Genomic DNA, 19,729 nt, shown 5'->3' with positions numbered 1-19,729 from the left:
AAGGAGCGCAGCGGCATATGAACACCTTCAGCCGTCATCGCGTGCGGCCCGCCGCCACCAGCATCAGCGTCTGGACGCTGACCGTCATGGTGGTCTGCCTGGCCATGCACCAGCTCTGGGTCTATCTGGACGTCCGGGCGCCTCACGTGGCCGACGCCTTGCTGGGCGGCCTGGTTGCCGCTGGTGCGACCGCGTTGGGCACGCTGCCCATCCTGTTCGCCCGCACCATTCCCCAGAAGGCGCAGGACAGCATGTTCGGCTTCGGCGCCGGCGTCATGCTGGCCGCCAGCGCCTTTTCGCTGGTGGCGCCCGGCATCGCCGCGGGCAAGGACCTGGGCTATGGGCCCTGGGGCGCGGGCCTGACCGTCGGCGCCGCCGTGCTGCTGGGGGCGGGCGTGCTGCTGCTGATGGATCGCGTTTTGCCCCACGAGCATTTCATCAAGGGCAGGGAAGGCATGGAGGCGCACCGCCTGCGCCGCACCTGGCTGTTCGTGTTTGCGATCATGCTGCACAACTTTCCCGAAGGCCTGGCGATCGGGGTGGGCTACGCGGGCGGCGACCCTGTGCGCGGCACGGCGCTGGCGACCGGCATCGCGATCCAGGACATCCCTGAGGGGCTGGTGGTGGCGGTGGCTTTGCTGGCCGCCGGCTACCAGCGCACCTTCGCCGTGGCGCTGGGCATGCTGTCGGGGCTGATCGAACCCGTGGGCGCGGTGCTGGGCGCCGCCATCGTCGGCTGGTCTGCGCCGATGCTGCCTTGGGGGCTGGGGTTCGCCGCTGGCGCCATGCTGTTCGTCATCAGCCATGAAATCATCCCGGAATCGCACCGCAAGGGGCACGAGGTCTACGCCACCTGCGGCTTGATGTTGGGGTTCGTTCTGATGATGCTGCTGGATACGGCGCTGGGTTAAGAAGCCCTAGGCTTACTCCGGGCTTTCGTTGTATGCTTTCGCCGCTGTCACGCATGTTGCGGGAGAGAGCGGCCGCAAGCAAAAACCGGCCGCCGCCGAAGGCGCAATTCGCCCAGAATCGCTCAGGTAACCGATACCGCACATGCTTGTCCCGTCCCGCTTTTTTCGCCCTTTCGGGCGTGCGGACGCGGCAAAACAGTACTCTGGAGAGACCTGGCGCCGCCCCTGAACTAGGGACATAGCGAGCAGCCCAGGCGCCGAAGGTGCAAACCCGCCACGCGGGGCAACTCTCAGGCAAAAGGACAGAGGGGCGGAAGATTCAGCCGTTGCGCGGACGCCAGCCGTCCGCATTCGACGGCGTTCCGTAACCCTGGCATCACAGCCGTCCCGGAGTTCCCCGCATGTCCGCACCCCTCAAACGCACCCCGTTGGCCGAAGAACACATCTCCGCCGGCGCCCGAATGGTCGATTTCGGCGGCTGGGACATGCCGCTTGCGTATGGCTCGCAGCTCGAAGAGCACCATGCCGTGCGCCAGGACGCCGGCATGTTCGACGTGTCGCACATGCTGAACGTCGATGTCATCGGACCCGATGCCTTCGCATTCCTGCAGCGCCTGGTCGCCAACGACGTAGCCAAGTTGACGGTGCCGGGCAAGGCGCTCTATAGCTGCATGCTGAACCCGCAAGGCGGCGTCATCGACGACCTGATCGTCTATTACTTCGCTGCCGACGAATGGCGCGTGGTCGTCAATGCCGGCACGGCCGACAAGGACGTGGCCTGGATGCAGCGCGTGAAGCAGGCTGGCGCGTTTGACGTGGCGATCACGCCGCGCCGCGACCTGGCCATGGTCGCCGTCCAGGGCCCCAACGCCCGCGCCAAGGTCTGGGCCGCGCGCCCCGCCTGGCAGGCCGCCACTGAACCCCTGACTCCCTTCGTCGCCGCCCGCGTGGGCGATGACACGCTGGTGGCCCGCACGGGCTACACCGGCGAAGACGGCTTCGAAATCGTGCTGCCCGCCGCTGAAATCGTGCAGCTGTGGCGCGACCTGGCCGCCCAGGGTGTGCGTCCGGCGGGTCTGGGCGCGCGCGATACGCTGCGCCTGGAAGCCGGCATGAATCTCTACGGCCAGGACATGGACGAACTGACCCAGCCCGGCGAAGCCGGCCTGACCTGGACGGTGTCCCTGAAGAACGCCGAGCGCCGTTTCATCGGCCGCGACGCGCTCGAGCAATTCGCCAAGCCCGCCACCTTCATCGGCCTGAAACTGCAGGACCGCGGCGTGATGCGCGCGCACATGACGGTGCGCACGCCGCAAGGCCAGGGCGAGCTCACCAGCGGCACCATGTCGCCCACGCTGGGCGTGTCCATCGGCTTCGCCCGTCTGCCCCAGGGCGTGAACCCGGGCGACACGGTCGAGGTCGACATCCGCGGCAAATGGGTGCCCGCAGTGGCGTGCAAGCTGCCCTTCGTCCGTAACGGCAAAGCCGTCGAACACTCGTAAACTTGAAGCTTCGCGCGAGCGCCGGCCCGGCATGGGCGACGGCTTTCGCGCGAGGCGCGCAACACCATTCATCTACCCGCATTCCCTCAGGAGTTCCCATGAGTCTGCCCACCGATCGCAAGTACACCGAGTCCCATGAATGGGTCAAAGCCGAAGGCGACGTGTTCGTCGTCGGCATCACCGACACCGCCCAGGATCAGCTGGGCGATCTGGTTTTCGTTGGCGACGTGAACGTCGGCGCCAAGCTGAACGCGGGTGAAACCGCCGGCGTGGTCGAGTCGGTCAAGGCCGCTTCGGACATCTACGCGCCCGTGTCCGGCGAAATCGTCGCTTTCAACGAAGAGCTGGAAAGCAACCCCAATCTGATCAACGAATCGGCCTTCACCGCCTGGATCTTCAAGATCAAGCCGGACAATGCGGCCGACGCCGACAAGCTGCTGGACGCCGCCGGCTACGAAGCCGTCGCCAACGGCTAAGCCATTTTCGTGACGGGCGCGGCCCCGCAGGCGCCTCGCCCGTCACGCAAGACGCAATACCGTCCGTCACCCGACGGCACACGCTACCCCGAGATATCCCCATGTCGCGCGCCCTAGACACCCACACCGACTTCATTCCCCGCCATATCGGCCCTTCCGACGCCGACCAGGCCGCCATGCTTGCCGTGATCGGCAGCGCCAGCCTGGACGCCCTGATCGAAGAAGTCGTGCCTCCCAAGATCCGCAGCCAGGCGCCGCTGGCGCTGCCGCCTTCGCGCAGCGAAGACGACGTGCTGGCCGAACTGAAGCAGATCGCGGGCCGCAACAAGGTCTTCCGCAACTACATCGGGCAGGGGTACTACGGCACGCAGACGCCCAACGTGGTGTTGCGCAACATTCTTGAGAATCCCGCCTGGTACACGGCCTACACGCCCTACCAGCCGGAAATCTCGCAGGGCCGCCTGGAAGCCCTGCTGAACTACCAGACCATGGTCGCCGACCTGACCGGCCTGGATATCTCCAACGCCTCGCTGCTTGACGAAAGCACCGCCGCCGCCGAAGCCATGACGCTCGCCCGCCGCGGCGCCAAGTCCAAAAGCCCGGTGTTCTTCATCTCGCGCCACGTTCATCCGCAGACCATCGAAGTCGTGCGCACGCGCGCCGAAGGCCTGGACATCGAGATCCGCGTGGGCGACGAAGCCGAAGGCCTGCCCGAGTGCTTCGGCGTGCTACTGCAGTACCCGCACAGCACCGGTTCCGTTTCCGACTACCGCAAGCTGGCCGAAGCCGCCCACGCGCAAGGCGCCGTGGTCGCGTGCGCGACCGACCTGCTGGCGCTGGCCCTGCTGGCCGCACCGGGCGAATGGGGCGCCGATATCGCCATCGGTTCGGCCCAGCGCTTCGGCGTGCCGTTCGGCTTTGGCGGCCCGCACGCGGGCTTCATGGCCTGCAAGGACGCCTTCAAGCGCAACATGCCCGGCCGCCTGGTTGGCGTGTCCAAGGACGCGCAGGGCAACCCGGCGATGCGCCTGGCGCTGCAAACGCGCGAACAGCACATCCGCCGCGAGAAGGCCACTTCCAACATCTGCACCGCCCAGGTGCTGCTGGCCGTGATGGCCGGCATGTACGCCGTGTGGCACGGCCCCGCCGGCATCCGCCGCATCGCCCAGCGCGTGCAGCGCAGCACCGCCATCCTGCGCGCCGAACTGATCAAGCTGGGCATCAAGGTTGCCAACGATACGTTCTTCGACACGCTGTTGCTGGAAACCGGCGCTGCGACGCCCGCGATCCTGACTGCCGCCGAATGCGAGCACATCAACCTGCGCCGTGTCGACGGCGCGCGCCTGGCGGTGTCGCTCGACGAAACCGTCACCACGGCCGACCTGCAGGCGCTGGTCAACGTGTTTGCCGCCGGCCTGGAACGCGATGACGTCGAACTGGACATCGACGCGCTGGACGCGGCGGCCGCAGGCGGCATTCCCGCGTCGGTCGCCCGCGAAGGCGCGATCCTGTCGCACCCCGTCTTCTCCAGCGTGCAATCCGAAACCGACATGCTGCGCTACCTGCGCAAGCTGGCCGACAAGGACCTGGCGCTGGACCGCACGATGATCCCGCTGGGTTCGTGCACGATGAAGCTGAACGCCACGGCCGAGATGATCCCGATCACCTGGCCCGAGTTCGCGCTGATCCATCCGTTCGCGCCCGCGTCGCAAAGCCAGGGCTACAACGAACTCATCGACCGCCTGTCGGCCGCGCTGTGCGAAATCACCGGCTACGACAACATCAGCCTGCAACCCAACTCGGGCGCGCAGGGTGAATACGCCGGCCTCCTGGCCATCCGCGGCTACCACCAGGCCAACGGCCAGCATCAGCGCAACATCTGCCTGATCCCGTCGTCCGCCCACGGCACCAACCCTGCCTCGGCCCAACTGGCCGGCATGGACGTGGTGGTGGTGGCGTCCGACGCCAACGGCAACGTGGACCTGCCGGACCTGCGCGCCAAGATCGAGCAGGTCGGCGACAAGCTGGCCGCGCTGATGATCACCTACCCGTCGACCCACGGCGTGTTCGAAGAAGCCGTGACCGAAATCTGCGACCTGGTCCACCAGGCCGGCGGCCAGGTCTACCTGGACGGCGCCAACATGAACGCGATGGTCGGCGTTGCCCAGCCCGGCAAGTTCGGGTCGGACGTGTCGCACCTGAACCTGCACAAGACCTTCTGCATTCCGCACGGCGGCGGCGGACCGGGCGTGGGCCCCGTGGCTGTGCGCGCGCACCTGGCGCCGTACCTGCCTGGCGTGGTCAACGAGCAGGGCAAGCTGCCCGGCGACACCAAGGTCGGTCCGGTGTCGGCGGCGCCGTTCGGTTCCGCAGGCATCCTGCCGATCCCGTTCGTGTATATCGCGCTGATGGGCGCCGACGGCCTGCGCCGCGCCACCGAAGTCGCCATCCTCAACGCCAACTACATCGCCACGCGGCTGCGCGACCACTATCCGGTCCTGTACGCGGGCCGCAATGGCCGCGTTGCGCACGAGTGCATCCTGGACGTGCGTCCGCTGAAGGACACCAGCGGCATCAGCGCCGAAGACATCGCCAAGCGCCTGATGGACTACGGCTTCCATGCGCCCACCATGAGCTTCCCCGTCGCGGGCACGCTGATGGTCGAGCCCACCGAATCCGAAGGCGTGGCCGAACTCGACCGCTTCATCGACGCCATGATCTCGATCCGCGAGGAAATCGCCCAGGTCGAGCGCGGTGAGCGCGATCGCGAGGACAACGTCCTGAAGAACGCGCCTCACACCGCGCAGATGCTGCTGGCCGAGGAATGGCTGCACGACTACCCGCGCCAGCAGGCCGCCTACCCGGTGGCTTCCTTGCGCGACGCCAAGTACTGGCCGCCGGTCGCCCGTGTGGACAACGCCTACGGCGATCGCAACCTGGTCTGCGCCTGCCTGCCGATCGAAGCGTACGCGTAACGCCCCTCGAACGCGCGTCCGGCAACCGCCGGACGCCATCGCCCGATCGCCGAGCGATCAGGGCGAAAATAAAGCCCCCGACCTGTCCAGGCGGGGGCTTTTTGCTGATGCCGGCACAAGGCCGGCATGGCATTACTTGGCGGGCGCCTTGGCGGCGGCGCCGAAGTCTTCGGCGATGCTGATGAACGTATTGAGCAGGATCTGCAGGTTGTCCTTGCCGAGTCCGCCTTCGGCGTTCATGTCCATCTGCAGCACGGCCTGGTTCTTGTCGTCCAGATAGGCGCGGCTCCAGCGGTATTCCTGGTTCCAGGCGTTGATGGCCTTGAGCGTCATCGGCTTCTTGGTGGCGTACGTGGCGGTCGCGACCAGGTCCAGGCACTTTTCCGTGAAGTCGTTGCACAGGAACTCCAGGCGCAGGTCGCTGGCGCCGGTGGTGCCCGGATTCAGGACCAGCACGGGGCCGTCGGTGCCGTCGGTCCGGGTGATGGTGTAGCCCATGTCCTCGAGCATGCTGGCCACGGATTCCAGGTTGAAGTCCTGCAGGATGCCTTCGGCGGGAACCGCATTGGCGGCGGGCTCTTCATCGTCCATGCTGGCGCCGGACAGTTCGTCCTCGTCGTCCATGGAGTCCAGGCCGGAAGCGCCCAGCAGACCGCTGAAAATCTGTTCCGCCGGAATCTTCTGGCCGTTCAGGTCACCCTCGCCGTTGGCGAAGGTGAACTTGCCGACGATGTTGTCGCCGTCGTTCTTGCCCACGTTGAGCATCTCGGCCATGCCGGACATCTGGCGGATCTGCTCGTCGGCTTCCGCTGCCGCCTGGTCCGGGGCCTTGCCTTCCTTCTTTATGGCGTATTGCACCATCAGGTCCTGGATCATGGGCTTGGAGACGACCAGCGACGCATCGATCTTCTTGATGGCCTGGACCGCGATTTCCTGCGGCGTCAGGTCCTTGGCGTTGGCCGGGTTGGCCAGGTCCAGCGAGAACGTGATCTTGCTTTCGCCCTTGGCGGTCTTCCAGCTGATCGGATCGATGCTGAACGACGGATTGCCCGCCAGCAGCTTGCCGGCGTTGTCCAGCATCAGGTCGAACTGTTCGTCCTTCAGGCCTTCGTCGCTGGCGCCCAGCATGTACTGGCGAGCGAGCTGGTTGTAGGTGTCGGACAGCTGCTTGACGGCCGGGCCGTCGAGGTTGGCCAGCTTGATCACGGCCTGGCCGTTGCCCAGCGCCACGTCGTTCACCGTGATGTCGCCGGTCTGGTAGGACGCCTGCACATTGATCGACTTGTCGTCTTCGGACAGCTTGACGCCATAGGCGAAGTTGTCCAGCGATGCCTTCATCTTGTCGTCCGGACGCACGACGTCGATGCGCTTGATCTTCACATCCGAATCGCCCATCGAGATGCCGAATTTGCCCATGCGGCTGTCGAGATCGATCGCCATGCCGGCCAGCGTGAGCTGGACCGGATCGCCCTTGCTGACGTCCACCCACAGTTCTTCCATCATGCTGTGCGCGGTGACGGCCTGCGTGTCGCGGTCGAACGTGCCGTTGATCTGCATGCCGCTGAACTTCACCGACGTGCCGTCATGCGTGGTGGTGACGGGCGCGATCCTGGCCGTCGTCGAGGCGGCGCCGTTGTAGCTGATGATGGCGTCGCTGACCAGGGGCGCAACGTCCTTGGTCAGTTCAAACAGCGGCTTGACGTTGTCGGTCTTGGCGAGTTCGGCATGGACGAAGGCCAGCTTGGGCGCGATGGCGCCGCGCGCCAGTGCGCTCTTGGGGAAGGGGCCGTGCTCGACGTTGGCGTCGAATTCGATCATGCCGGCGGGCAGGTCATCCAGGCCCTTGTCGTTCTTGATGAGCGACACGCCGTAGCGCGCCTGGGTGGAAAACAGGCTGCGTTCGTACTTGAGCTGATCGATGCGCAGACCGAACAACGGGGTGAGCTTTGCCAGTTTTTCATTGGCTTCGGCCAGATGGCGCTGCGAGCTTTCCTCGATGCGCTTGCCGGTGTACCACGAGGCGCCTACCCAGCTTCCCGCTCCCACTATGACCACGCCCAGGGTGATCGCTACGCTCTTTTTCATCGCTCTGCTTATATCGTTGATTGTCGAGTCATATCCGGCAAAGCGGCTGATTGCGCCGCCGCGCCCCGCTTGGAGGGCGCGCCTTCGGGATACGCGTATTCATCGGCCTGTAAGGCCCGCGCCGGAGTATACCGAGACACGTGTCTAACCCGGCGCGTTCGACGTTACCGAAGATTTCAAAATGAAAGCCGGCGCATGGGCGCCGGCTTTTTTGTCGACAATCCGTCGCGATTACAGAGGGTCCAGCGGATAGATCGGGCGGCGCACGTTCTTGAATTCGAGCTGGCTGTAGTCGGACGTGGTGACGCCGACGCCGGTGCATTCGATGATGTGCGTGGCCATGTCGGAGAACCCCGCGCGCCAGTGGATCCGGCTTTTCAGGACGACATAGCGCTTTTGCAGCGGATCGATGCCGGCGGACAGCAGGCAATTGATGTCGAAGGGTTCCTGGTGGCGCGACACCACCACGATTTCGACCCGGCCGGTGTCGATGACGACGGTCAGGCCCGTGTCGTTGCGCACGCCCCGGTACATGGGACCGCGGTTCAGGTAGACGCCATCGAACACCAGCTTGACGCGGCCCGTCACTTCCAGGGGTTCGCTAGGTTCCTTGATGGCCGGCATGGGCAGCTTGCCGCCCACCTTCAAGGTGATGGTGCTGCCTACGCCAGCGGCCGCAGCCTCCAGGGCCGCCTGCGGGTCGCAGATGGCGTAGAACACCACGCTGTCCAGTTCCTGGCGCAGCACTTCGGCAAGCACGGCCGTGGTGTCCATGGTGCCGCCCGAGCCCGTGTTGTCGAAATGGTCCAGCAGGACGACCGGCCCTTGTTCGATGGCCTTGGCCCGCGCGATGGTGGGCGCCAGCGGTTCGGAATGGAACACCCAGTCGGCGCGGCCGGACCAGGCGCGTTCCAGGAGTTCGTCGCGGTGTTGTTCGGCGCTGGCAAGGTTGCCGTCCGTACAGACCACGGCGCTCAGGCCGGCCTCGCGGATGTCCGCGTGCGGAAAGCCCACGAACACCGAAGCCGCCAGCACGCCATTGGCCTCCAGCTCTTTGCAGCGTTCCTGCAGGGGCTTGTTGGGGGCGGCATGGGTGCCCTGGCACATGATGTGCGGCAGCATGGGCTTGTTGGCCCAGGTCATGATGGGTTTGATCTCGCCCTTCAGTGTGCGGACGATGACGTTGGCCGCGCGCACGCCCGCGTCGCGGATGTCCACGTGCGGATAGGTGTGAAAGCCGCTGATGACCGTGGCGTTGCGCACGATGTCGTCGTAGATGTTGGCGTGCATGTCCAGCGTCACGGCGACCGGCGTCGTGGGATCGATCTCGCGCAGCCGGCGCAGGAGGTCGCCCTCGGCGTCTTCGACGCCCTCGGCCACCATGGCGCCGTGCAGGTCCAGCAGGATGGCGTCGAAGCCGCCGCGCTTGACCTCGTCCAGCACCAGCGCGCAAAGCCGCTCGTGCGTGGCGGCGCTGGTCGGCCCGCTGGGCCAGGATTCGGCGGCCACGGGCACCACGATTTCGGCGCCCTCGCGGCGGGCGACCTCGATGTAGCCGCCCAGGCCGCTGTCGGTGTTTTCGTAAGCCTTGATGGCGCGTTCGCCGGCCAGGATTTCGGGGCTGCCGCGGAAGAAGCGTTCAAGAGGGGTCGGCACGGGCGAAAACGTGTTCGTCTCGTGCTTGATCATTGCCAAAAGCCAACGCATGGGGAGTTCCTGTGGTTTGCCGTGGAAAGTCAGTTCGTCGGGGGAACAGGCCATGGGCGCTGCGCGGGGCGCATCTGTTCCCAGGCGCGCGACACGCGCAGCACGCCCAGATCGTCGAAGCGCGCGCCAGCGATCTGCAGCCCGATGGGCAGGCCCGCCCTGGTGTAGCCGCAATTGACCGAGGCGGCGGGCTGCTCGCTCATGTTGAAGGGCAGCGTGAAGCCGATGTGGTGCATCGTGGTCGCGACGTCATTGGTGGGCGAAGCCCATTCGGCGTTGTAGGCCACGACGGGCGCGACGGGCGACAGCACGTAGTCGAACGGCGCGCAGGCCGCGACGGTGCGGGCGCGCACGTTCAGGGTTTCGTAGTAGCTGCGGAACACGGCTTCGCCGCTCTGGCCGCCGCCGCTTTCCGCCCACGACCGGATGAAGGGCAGGATTTTGGCGCGGCGCTCTTCGGACAGCGCGGACAGGTCGATGGCCGATCGGGTGCGCCAGAAACGGTCCACGCCGTCGAGCATGGACGGCGTCATCCAGGGCTGCATCGGCGTGACGATGGCGCCCGCGGCCTCGAAGGCGCGCGCGGCCGCCTCGACCGCATCGCGGATCTCCGGGTCCAGCGGCAGGCCGCAGCCTGCGTCCAGCAGCAGACCAATGCGCAGGCCGCGCACGTCGTGCTCAAGGTCCAGCCAATCGAATTCCTGGAACGGCAGGCTCATGTGGTCCCGCGCATCCGGCTGCGACAGCACGCCCATCATGAGGGCGGTGTCGGCGATGGTGCGGGTCATGGGGCCGGCGCAGCGGCCCATGAACGGCGGGTCGATGGGGATGCGGCCCAGGCTGGGCTTGAGCGTCGCGATGCCGCACCAGGCCGCGGGCAGGCGGACGGAGCCGCCGATGTCGGTGCCGATGTGCAGCGGGCCATAGCCTGCCGCCGCGGCCGCGCCGGCGCCTGCGCTGGAGCCGCCCGGGTTCTTGGAAAGATCCCACGGATTGCGCGTGAGCTCATGGAAGCTGGAAAGTCCCGATGACAGCATGCCGTAGTCGGGCATGGTGGTCTTGCCGAGCACCACGGCGCCGGCTTCGCGCATCCGGGCGGCTGGCGGAGCATCGGCCGCGGCCGGGGTCAGATCGGTGGCCGCCGTGCCCAGCGGTATCGGCACGCCGCGGGTGGCGATGTTTTCCTTGATGGTGGCCGGCACGCCGTCCAGGGTGTAGCCGCCGCAGGTCTGCGGTTCGCCCTTCATCCAGCGGGCCTCCGAGGCGCGCGCCAGGGCCAGCGCGCCGTCGGGGTCGAGCGCGTAGGTGGCTTTCAGGCGGGGCTCCCAGCGGTCGATGTGTTCCAGCACGGAGCGCGTGGCTTCGACGGGCGACAGGGTCTTGCTGCGATAGGCGTCCAGCAGTTCCCGGGCGGACAATTCATGCGGTTGCGACATTTCGGTCGACTCCTGTGGACTTGGGGCGTCAGGCGGCGGGGGCGGCGGGCATCAGGCCGGCCGCGATGGGCCGGAAATTGCGGAAGTCCCAATCGCGTCCCGGTGCGGCGTCGATCAGCGCGCGCGTGTATTCGTGGCGGGGTTCCGTCAGGACGGTCTCGGCCGTGCCGGTCTCGACCACCTGGCCGCGCTGCATGACCATGATCGTGTCGCAGATCTGGGCAGCCACGCGCAAGTCGTGCGTGATGAACAGCACACCCACGCCGGTGCGTTCCCGCACCTGCTCCAGCAGTTCCAGCACCTGGGCCTGCACGGACACGTCCAGCGCGGAGACCGCCTCGTCCGCCACCAGGATTTCCGGATCCATGACCAGCGCGCGCGCGATGCAGATGCGCTGGCGCTGGCCGCCGGAGAACTGGTGCGGATAGCGGCGCATGGCGTCGGGGCTCAGGCCGACGACGCTCAGGGTTTCGCCGGCGCGCTTCAACGCCTGTTCGCGCGACACGCCAAAGTTCAAGAGGCCCTCGATGATGGACTCGCCGACGGTGCGGCGCGGGTTCAGCGAGCGGTACGGGTCCTGGAAAACGATCTGGATGCGCCGGCGCACGGGGCGCAGCGCGGATCCGGACAAGGTGCTGAGGTCTTCGCCGCCCATCATCATGTGGCCGGCGGTGGGCTCGATGAGGCGCACGATGCAGCGCGCCACCGTGGACTTGCCCGACCCGGATTCCCCGACGATGCCCAGGATCTCGCCCTTGCGCAGCGTCAGGTTGACGTCCGTGGCGGCGACGACGTTGCGCGCCGCCTTGCGCGAAAACAGCGAGCTTTTGCCGCCGTACGTGCGGCCCAGCCCCTTGACGTGCAGCACCGGCGCGCCGGCGGGCGCGTCGCGGCGCGAAGGCACCAGGCTGGGCACGGACGACACCAGGCGGCGCGTGTAGGACTGCTTGGGTTCGGCCAGGATTTCGTGACGCGTGCCGCTTTCGATCAGGTCGCCGCGGTTCATCACGACGATGCGATCCGCGATCTCGGCCACCACGCCGAAGTCGTGCGTGATGAACAGCACGGCGGTCTGGTGCTTGACCTGCAGTTCCTTGATCAGCGCCAGGATCTGCTTCTGCGTGGTGACGTCCAGCGCGGTCGTGGGTTCGTCGGCGATCAGCAGCTTGGGTTCCAGGATCAGCGCCATCGCGATGACGATGCGCTGGCGCTGTCCGCCCGACAACTGGTGCGGATAGGCGTCGTAGATGTGTTCGATGTCGGGCAGGTGCACCGACTGGAACATGTCCAGCACCTTGGCGCGGCGCTCGGCCGAAGACATGTTCTTGCGATGCAGCCGCAGCACTTCGTCGACCTGCTTGCCCACCGTGTGCACGGGATTCAGCGCGGTCATGGGCTCCTGGAAGACCATGGCCATGCGGGTGGCTCGCAGTTCACGCAACCGGCGCTGCGTGGCGGTCGCGACGTCTTCGCCCTCGACGCGGACGGACCCGGCGCTGATGCCCAGGATGCCTTTCGGCAGAAGGCCCATGACGGCCAGCGAGGTGACGGACTTGCCCGAACCGGATTCGCCGACGACGCAGACCGTTTCGCCGGCATGCACGTCCAGGCTGAGGTTGCGCACGACGCGGTTGCCGGCGCCGGCGACTTCCACCGACAGGTTGCGGATGGCCAGGACGGCGGAGGAGGTGTCGCCCGCGGGGGGATTGGGGGAGTAGGTCATCGGCATCAGATCCTGCGCACCATTTTGGGATCCAGCGCGTCGCGCAAGGCGTCGCCCAGGATGTTCACGCTGAGCACGGTCAGCGACAGGAACAGTCCGGGGAACAGGATCAGGCCGGGCAGCATGCGGAAATACATGCGGCCTTCGGACATGATGTTGCCCCAGGACGCGATTTCGGGCGGGATGCCCGCGCCCAGGAAGCTCAGGATCGCCTCGGTCAGCATGGCGGATGCGAAGACGTACGTGCCCTGCACGGTCAGCGGCGCAACGGTGCTGGGCACCATGTGGCGCCACAGCAGCAGCGGCAGCGGTGTGCCCAGCGCCAGCGCGGCCTCGACGTAGGGTTCGCCGCGCACGCTGAGGATCTGCCCGCGCACCAGGCGCACCACCCGCGGGATCTCGGGAATGGTGATGGCCACGAGCACGGTGGTGATGCTGGCACCCGTGACCGACACCAGCGCGATCGCCAGCAGGATGCCGGGGATCGCCATGATGGCGTCCATGGTGCGCATGATGGGGCCGTCCAGCGACCGGAACCAGCCCGCGATCACGCCGATGACCAGCCCGATTGCGACGCTGACCACGGCGGCGCCCAGCCCGGCGATGAGCGAGATGCGCGCCCCGTAGGCCACGCGCGACCAGACGTCGCGGCCGAAGGCGTCCGTGCCCAGCAGGTAGTCGGTGAACGGCTGCTTCAGGCGCGCGCCGGGATTGAGAAGGGTGGGATCGACCGTGCCCAGCAGCGGCGCGAACAGGGCGATGACGACGATGGCCGCCAGCACGACGAGCGCGAGCATGACGGGCCAGCTCTTGAGCCCCTCGCGGATCTGCCGCCAGGCAGTGACGTGGGGTGTGCCGCCTCCGGGGAGGTCGGCGGCCGCTTGCGCAGCGGAATCAATTGGCGTTTGCATGGTGTCAGTACCTGATCCGCGGGTCGAACACCGTATAGGCGCAATCGACAACTAGATTGATGAACACGTAGACGAACGCGAAGAAAAGCGTCAGGCCCTGGATGACGGGGTAGTCCCGCGCCAGCACGGCTTCCACCACCAGACGGCCCAGGCCCGGGATGTTGAACACCGATTCGGTCACGACCACGCCGCTGATCAGCAGCGCGATGCCCACGCCCACGACGGTGGCGATCGGCACGGCGGCGTTGCGCAGCGCGTGGCCGAGCAGTACGCCGGTCTCGCCCAGGCCTTTGGAGCGGGCAGTGCGGATGAAGTCTTCGCCCATGACCTCGATGACGCTGGTGCGTGTGATGCGGGCGATGAGCGCCACATACACCGTGGACAGCGCCAGCGACGGCAGTATGAGCCGGTGCAGGAAGGGCCAGAAGCCTTTTTCCAGCGGCGTGTAACCCTGCACGTTGAACCAGCCCAGCTTGATGGCGAAGGCCCAGATCAACAGGTATCCCGTGACGAACACCGGGACCGAGAACCCCAGCACCGAAAACCCCATCACCGCGCGGTCCAGCAGCTTGCCCTGGCGCCACGCGGCCAGCACGCCGAGCGGAATCGCGACAAGAAGCGTGAACACCAGCGTCAGCACGGCCAGGCTAAGTGAAGGTTCAAGGCGCTGGGCGATCAGCTTGGTGACCGGAACGCCCGACATGAGCGAGGTGCCCAAATCGCCTTGCAGGAGCTTGCCGCCCCAGATGAAGAACTGCTTGATGACCGGCTGGTCCAGGCCCATCGTCTGCCGTATTTGGACGATACGTTCGGGCGTGGCGCCGTCGCCAGCCATGATGATGGCCGGATCGCCCGGGCTGAAACGCAATATCGCAAAGACCACCACCGCGACCATCACCAGAACCGGGATGGTCGCGAGGAGCCGGCGTGAGACAAATGCCAGCATGTATTTCCCCCGTTACTAGTAAGGCCCGCGCGTACTGCAGGACGCCTCGCGCGGGCCCTTCGCCCTTCAAGGGGCCTTTTTGACGTTCCAGAACGCGAAGACCGGCGCATGCACCAGGCCCGAGAGCTTGGTCGAGTAGACCGTGGGCACGGACATCTGGCCCAGCGGCACGTACAGGCCTTCGTCGATGCCGATACGCTGCACTTCTTCGGAGATCTTCTTCTGCTCGGCCGGGTCGGCGGTCAAGGCCATCTTCGTGCGCAGTTCTTCGATCTGCGGGAACTCGGGCCAGCCGAACCAGGCGTTGTCGCCGTTGGCGGCTGCCGGGGCCGAGCGCACCGGGTCCATCACGTCGGTGGCGTACCAGTTGGTGTTGTGGATGTTCCAGCCGCCTTCCGCGGGCGCCGCCTTCGATGCGCGGCGCGTCGCAACGCTCTGCCAGTCCATCGCCGCCAGGTTGACGTTGAAGCCGGCCTTGCGCAGCGCCTGCGCCATCACGACCGGTTGCGCCGACAGCGTGCCGACGTCCGTGGCGTGCATCACGAGAATGGGCGTGTTGTCGTAGCCCGCTTCCTTCAGCAGCGCCTTGGCTTTGTCGATGTTCGACGGAACGACCATGTCCTTGCCGATATCGCTTTCAAGCGGGGTGCCGCAGCCCCACAACGAAGCGCAGGTCTTCCAGTACTTGGGATTGCCGACCAGCGCCTTCATCACATCTTCCTGGCCGATCGCGTACATGGCGGCCTGGCGGATCTTCTTGTTGTTGAAGGGCGGGTACTTGAAGTTGAAGCGGTACATCGTGAAGTAGCCGACCGGGCTGAGCGACTCTTCCTTCAGGTCCTTGTTGCCCTCGATCATGGGCAGCAGGTCGTACGGGAACTGTTCGACGAAATCGATCTCGCCGCCGAGCAGCGCGTTGGCGGTGGTCAGGGCGTCGGGCATGACGTCCCATTCGACCTTGTCCACATGCACGACCTTGCCGCCGGCCAGGCCGCTGACGGGCTCTTTGCGCGGCACGTAGTCGGCGTTCTTGGCGTAGACGGTCTTCACGCCCGGCTTGAATTCGATGACCTTGAACGGACCCGATCCCGTCATGTCGGTGATGGGCTGGCCGATGGCCTGTTCCGCGATGCGCTTGGGCATCATGAACGGCGCGGTGCCGGTGGGCTTGGACAGGGCGCGCAGCGCCAGGTCCGTGGGTTCCTTCATGACGATGCGGAAGCTGTTGTCGTCGATGACTTCGATCTTGTCCGTGAACTTGAGCAGCGTGCGGCCCATGCCGTCGCCGGCTGCCCAGCGCTTGATCGACGCGACGCAGTCTTCCGACGTGACCGGCTTGCCGTCGTGCCATTTCTGGCCGGGGCGCAAGGTCATGGTGTAGGTCTTGCCGTCGGGGGAGACTTCCCACTTCTCAAGCATCTGCGGCTGCACCTTGTTGTCGGCGTCGGTGGCCAGCAAGGTGTCGTAGATCATGTAGCCATGCCACGTGGTGATATATGCGGTGGTGGCGTGCGGATCGGTCAGGCGCAGAGGCGAGTGCATCACCGTCTTGATGACGGTCTCGGCGTAGGCCCCATGAGCCATCGCGAGAGTGACACCGGCCAGCGCGGCCGCTCGGACAAACTTGAGCATGTATTTCCCCTTGAAGCGTAGTGAGCGGCGTGGTTGGCCGCTACGTCGTTAACGCGCCGCGCATTGGCGGCGCGCGAGGGTCAGGCTGTGGCAACGGACCGGCCGTCGAACACTGGCCCGCAAGGCGCCATTCTGATGCCGGGACGCAACCGTGTCCATGGTTGTTTTGCCGCATCCATCAGCATGGAGCCAGGGGCCGCGCACACCAGGATGGTTTGCGCGATGGGCGCGAAATCGGCGCGGAAATGCGCCGAGCTTTTCACCACCAGGATCGCCGCGCGGGTGGGCTCCACGCCGGCGAACCGGAACATTTCCTGGTCGGCCATCTGCACCTTGTTGGAGGCGAGGATGATGCGCACGCCGCCGATGCGCAGGCAGGCGCTGGGGCCCAGGTCCATGTGAAAGCCGCGATAGAACGCGCCATGCGTATCGAAGCGTCCCTCCGACGTTTTTTCGACGATGAATTCGGCCTCCAGCGGCTCGTCGTCGGGAATACCCGAATGTCCACCCAGTGCAATCCGGACCTTGTTTCCCGCGCCGGCGCGGTGCGCGGCCAGCGCGGCCGCGGGGTCGACAATCAGGCCAATGGCCGTGTCGCGCACATCGTGCCGGATCAGCGCGCGCAGCACGCCGGTGGTGTCGGAGCTGCCGCCCGCGCCCGGATTGTCCTGCGCGTCTGCGATGACCACGGGCCGCGTGGCGTCACGGGCCAGCCGCATCGCTTCCTGAACGGCCTCGTCCGGCGTGTAGAGCTTGCCGCCGAAATCCTGCTCCGCGTTCAGGACGGCTCGCGCCATTTCGTCGGCCGCCGCATCGGCGTCGGCCTGCGTCATGCCGTAGGCCCACACGGTGGGCGCGCATTCGGGAAAGTCCGCAGCGGGAAAGCCCGTGGCGAACGACAGGCTGGTCGCCCCGCCGCGCGACTCGATATCGCCGAGCAGCTGGTACAGGCTGCGAGCCGGTTCGATGTCGGTGGATTGCCAGCAAAGGGGAATCAGGAAGGGCAGGGTGCGCAGCGCCGCGTAATGGCGCGGCATGCCCGCCAGCCGCAACGCCAGCAGGCTCGCGGCGCGCTGGCCGGTCTCGGCCATGTCGATGTGGGGATAGGTGCGATAGCAGACCAGCGCATCGGCATGGCGAACCATCGCGCGGGTCACGTTGGCATGCAGGTCGAGGCTGGCCACGATGGGCACGCCGGGCCCGACCAGTTCCCGCACGCGCTTGAGCAGCTCGCCTTCGCCGTCATCCAGGTGCTCGGTCACCATGGCGCCGTGCAGGTCCAGGTACACGCCATCCAGCGGCATCGCCTGCGACAGCCCCCGCAGGATCATCTCGCTGATGCGTTCGAACGCGTCGCGGGTGACATGTCCGGAGGGGCTCGCCGCCGCCCAGGTGGCAGGCAGCAAGGTGTGCTGCCCCATGGCTTCGATGAATCCCGCGACTGGAATATTGGCGCCCGCCACCGCCTGAAACATCGCCGGCCCGCTCACCAGCTTGGGCCACCCCCCACCCTTGTCCGCAAAATCCTCCCAACCGGCGCGCGACGGCGCAAACGTATTGGTTTCATGCTGAAAGCCGCCTATCCCGATACGCATCAGGGATCCCCTTGTCGTACAGATATTCGAATAGCGCGGCCCACGCCGCGCTTATGTCACTTCCCGGTGGCGCGATGCGCCACCCAAGCAAACCACCCAGAGCAAACCAACCAAAGCAAAACAAAAGAAAGACAGCGCCACAAATTGGCAAACCGCCCCAAGCCAGGTCGCGCGGAGCTGGCTTCGCCAGGCCGCTGCGACGCCCCCCTGGGGGGGAAGCGCGCAGCGCTTCGGGGGGGGATTACTTAGCGACTGGCATCGTGAACTCAGCGCCCTTGGCGATGCTGTCGGGCCAGCGCTGCATCACGCTCTTGTAGCGCGAATAGAAGCGGATGCCTTCCTCGCCGTAGGCGTGGTGGTCGCCGAACAGCGAACGCTTCCAGCCGCCGAAAGAATGCCAGGCCATGGGCACCGGGATCGGCACGTTGATGCCGACCATGCCCACCTTGATCTGGCGGGCGAATGCGCGCGCCACGCCGCCGTCGGACGTAAAGCAGGCGACGCCGTTGCCGAACTCATGTGCGTTGATCAGTTCGACCGCGCTGGCGAAGTCGGGCACGCGCACGATGCACAGCACCGGCCCGAAGATTTCTTCGCGGTAGATGTTCATGGCGGGCTTCACGTTGTCGAACAGCGTGCCGCCCAGGAAGAAGCCTTTTTCGTTGCCGGCGACTTTCAGGTCGCGCCCGTCCACCACCATGTCGGCGCCGCTGGCGATGCCGTCTTCGATGTAGCCCATCACCTTCTTGCGGTGCTGCGCGGTCACCAGGGGGCCCATCTCGGCGTCCGGCTGCATCCCGTCCTTGACGACCAGGGCCTTGACTCGGGGGATGAGACGTTCGACGACCTTGTCGGCCACGTCGCCCACCGCCACGGCCACCGAGATGGCCATGCAGCGTTCGCCGGCGGAACCATAAGCGGCGCCCATCAGCGCGTCGGTGACCTGGTCCAGGTCGGCGTCGGGCATGACGACCAGATGGTTCTTGGCGCCGCCCAGGGCCTGCACGCGTTTGCCGCGCTTGGTGCCTTCGGCGTAGATATATTCTGCGATCGGGGTGGAGCCCACGAAGGACAGGGCCTCGACGTCGGGGTGAGAAATCAGCGCGTCCACGGCCTGCTTGTCGCCATGCACCACGTTGAAGACGCCGGCGGGCAGGCCGGCCTCGGTCAGCAGTTCGGCCAGGCGCAGCGACGCCGAGGGATCCCGTTCGGACGGCTTCAGCACGAAGGTGTTGCCGCAGGCGATGGCCACGGGGAACATCCAGCACGGCACCATCATCGGGAAGTTGAACGGCGTGATGCCGGCCACCACGCCCAACGCCTGCCGCATGCTCCAGTTGTCGATGCCGCCACCGATCTGGTCCGAGTACTGGCCCTTCAACAGTTGGGGAATCCCGCAGGCGAATTCGACGATCTCGATGCCGCGCATCACTTCGCCCTTGGCGTCCGAGAACACCTTGCCGTGTTCGCGGGTGATCAGCTCGGCCAGTTCGTCCTGATGCTTGTCCAGCAGCGCCTTGAAGTTGAACAGGATGCGCGCGCGCTTGAGCGCCGGGGTTTCGGACCAGGCGGGAAAGGCGGCCTTGGCGGCGGCCACGGCCATCGCGACGTCGTCATTGGAGGCCAGCGGAATCGACGAGCAGATCTCGCCGGTTGCCGGATTGAAGCCGTCCGCGTAGCGGCTGCTGCCGCCGTCGTAGGGTTGGCCGTTGATGAAATGGGGAATCTTCTTCATGGATGCAAGGCTCGATGCGGGAATTCGTGAAACAGCTGTTGGGCGGCGCCGAGGCCGCCCGGTCAGGTTGGCGCGCCGCGCGGTGGCGCCGCGCG

General features: G+C 66.4%; 13 protein-coding genes and 2 riboswitches. Of the genes, 4 read left to right on the top strand and 9 right to left on the bottom strand.

Translation table 11 applies throughout. The annotated features are described in order from the left end of the window. Window positions 1-17: 17 nt before the first annotated feature. The 4 genes from RT614_RS17020 to gcvP all read left to right on the top strand — a co-directional run bounded on the left by RT614_RS17020 (window position 18) and on the right by gcvP (window position 5,864). Entirely contained in the window at window positions 18-911 is an 894-nt protein-coding gene (locus tag RT614_RS17020) for a ZIP family metal transporter (protein WP_313623304.1), read from the top strand. A gap of 49 nt (window positions 912-960) precedes the next feature. Further along, window positions 961-1,060: riboswitch (glycine riboswitch) on the top strand. Window positions 1,061-1,104: 44 nt separating this feature from the next. Then, window positions 1,105-1,227, top strand: a riboswitch (glycine riboswitch). Window positions 1,228-1,312: 85 nt separating this feature from the next. Continuing rightward, window positions 1,313-2,413, top strand: a complete 1,101-nt coding sequence (gene gcvT, locus RT614_RS17015; protein WP_313623303.1) for a glycine cleavage system aminomethyltransferase GcvT — start codon at window positions 1,313-1,315, stop codon at window positions 2,411-2,413. A gap of 98 nt (window positions 2,414-2,511) precedes the next feature. Continuing rightward, on the top strand, window positions 2,512-2,889 hold the full coding sequence (gene gcvH, locus RT614_RS17010; protein ID WP_056325238.1) for a glycine cleavage system protein GcvH: 378 nt from the start codon (window positions 2,512-2,514) through the stop codon (window positions 2,887-2,889). Window positions 2,890-2,990: 101 nt separating this feature from the next. Next, window positions 2,991-5,864 carry an aminomethyl-transferring glycine dehydrogenase gene (gene gcvP / locus RT614_RS17005; RefSeq protein ID WP_313623302.1) on the top strand — a complete coding sequence of 958 codons (2,874 nt, stop codon included), beginning with the start codon at window positions 2,991-2,993 and terminating at the stop codon, window positions 5,862-5,864. A 132-nt stretch (window positions 5,865-5,996) separates the two neighbouring features. Here gcvP and RT614_RS17000 read toward each other — a convergent pair whose 3' ends face one another. The 9 genes from RT614_RS17000 to RT614_RS16960 all read right to left on the bottom strand — a co-directional run bounded on the left by RT614_RS17000 (window position 5,997) and on the right by RT614_RS16960 (window position 19,634). Continuing rightward, a complete protein-coding gene (locus RT614_RS17000) occupies window positions 5,997-7,949 on the bottom strand; it encodes a DUF945 family protein (RefSeq protein ID WP_313623301.1) in 1,953 nt (650 codons plus the stop codon). A 231-nt stretch (window positions 7,950-8,180) separates the two neighbouring features. Beyond that, window positions 8,181-9,656: a M81 family metallopeptidase gene (locus tag RT614_RS16995; RefSeq protein ID WP_313623300.1), complete on the bottom strand. Its 1,476-nt coding sequence runs from the start codon at window positions 9,654-9,656 to the stop codon at window positions 8,181-8,183. Window positions 9,657-9,685: 29 nt separating this feature from the next. Continuing rightward, window positions 9,686-11,092 (bottom strand): amidase, encoded by a 1,407-nt coding sequence (locus tag RT614_RS16990; RefSeq protein ID WP_313623299.1) that lies wholly within the window; start codon window positions 11,090-11,092, stop codon window positions 9,686-9,688. A 28-nt stretch (window positions 11,093-11,120) separates the two neighbouring features. Beyond that, window positions 11,121-12,815 (bottom strand): ABC transporter ATP-binding protein, encoded by a 1,695-nt coding sequence (locus RT614_RS16985; protein ID WP_313623298.1) that lies wholly within the window; start codon window positions 12,813-12,815, stop codon window positions 11,121-11,123. 5 nt (window positions 12,816-12,820) lie between these two features. Then, entirely contained in the window at window positions 12,821-13,726 is a 906-nt protein-coding gene (locus RT614_RS16980) for an ABC transporter permease (protein ID WP_313623297.1), read from the bottom strand. Window positions 13,727-13,730: 4 nt separating this feature from the next. Next, a complete protein-coding gene (locus RT614_RS16975) occupies window positions 13,731-14,672 on the bottom strand; it encodes an ABC transporter permease (RefSeq protein WP_313623296.1) in 942 nt (313 codons plus the stop codon). 66 nt (window positions 14,673-14,738) lie between these two features. Next, window positions 14,739-16,304, bottom strand: a complete 1,566-nt coding sequence (locus tag RT614_RS16970) for an ABC transporter substrate-binding protein (protein WP_313623295.1) — start codon at window positions 16,302-16,304, stop codon at window positions 14,739-14,741. Window positions 16,305-16,384: 80 nt separating this feature from the next. Beyond that, window positions 16,385-17,899 (bottom strand): M81 family metallopeptidase, encoded by a 1,515-nt coding sequence (locus RT614_RS16965; RefSeq protein WP_313623294.1) that lies wholly within the window; start codon window positions 17,897-17,899, stop codon window positions 16,385-16,387. A gap of 241 nt (window positions 17,900-18,140) precedes the next feature. Then, window positions 18,141-19,634, bottom strand: coding sequence for a CoA-acylating methylmalonate-semialdehyde dehydrogenase (locus tag RT614_RS16960; protein WP_313623293.1), 1,494 nt, complete (start codon window positions 19,632-19,634; stop codon window positions 18,141-18,143). Between the last annotated feature and the right edge of the window lie 95 nt (window positions 19,635-19,729).

The sequence above is a fragment of the Achromobacter sp. genome (assembly GCF_032102605.1).
Taxonomy (GTDB): Bacteria; Pseudomonadota; Gammaproteobacteria; order Burkholderiales; family Burkholderiaceae_B; genus Achromobacter.
The sequence above is the reverse complement of the archived record's forward strand: the minus strand, read 5'-3'. Positions and strand labels throughout refer to the sequence as shown.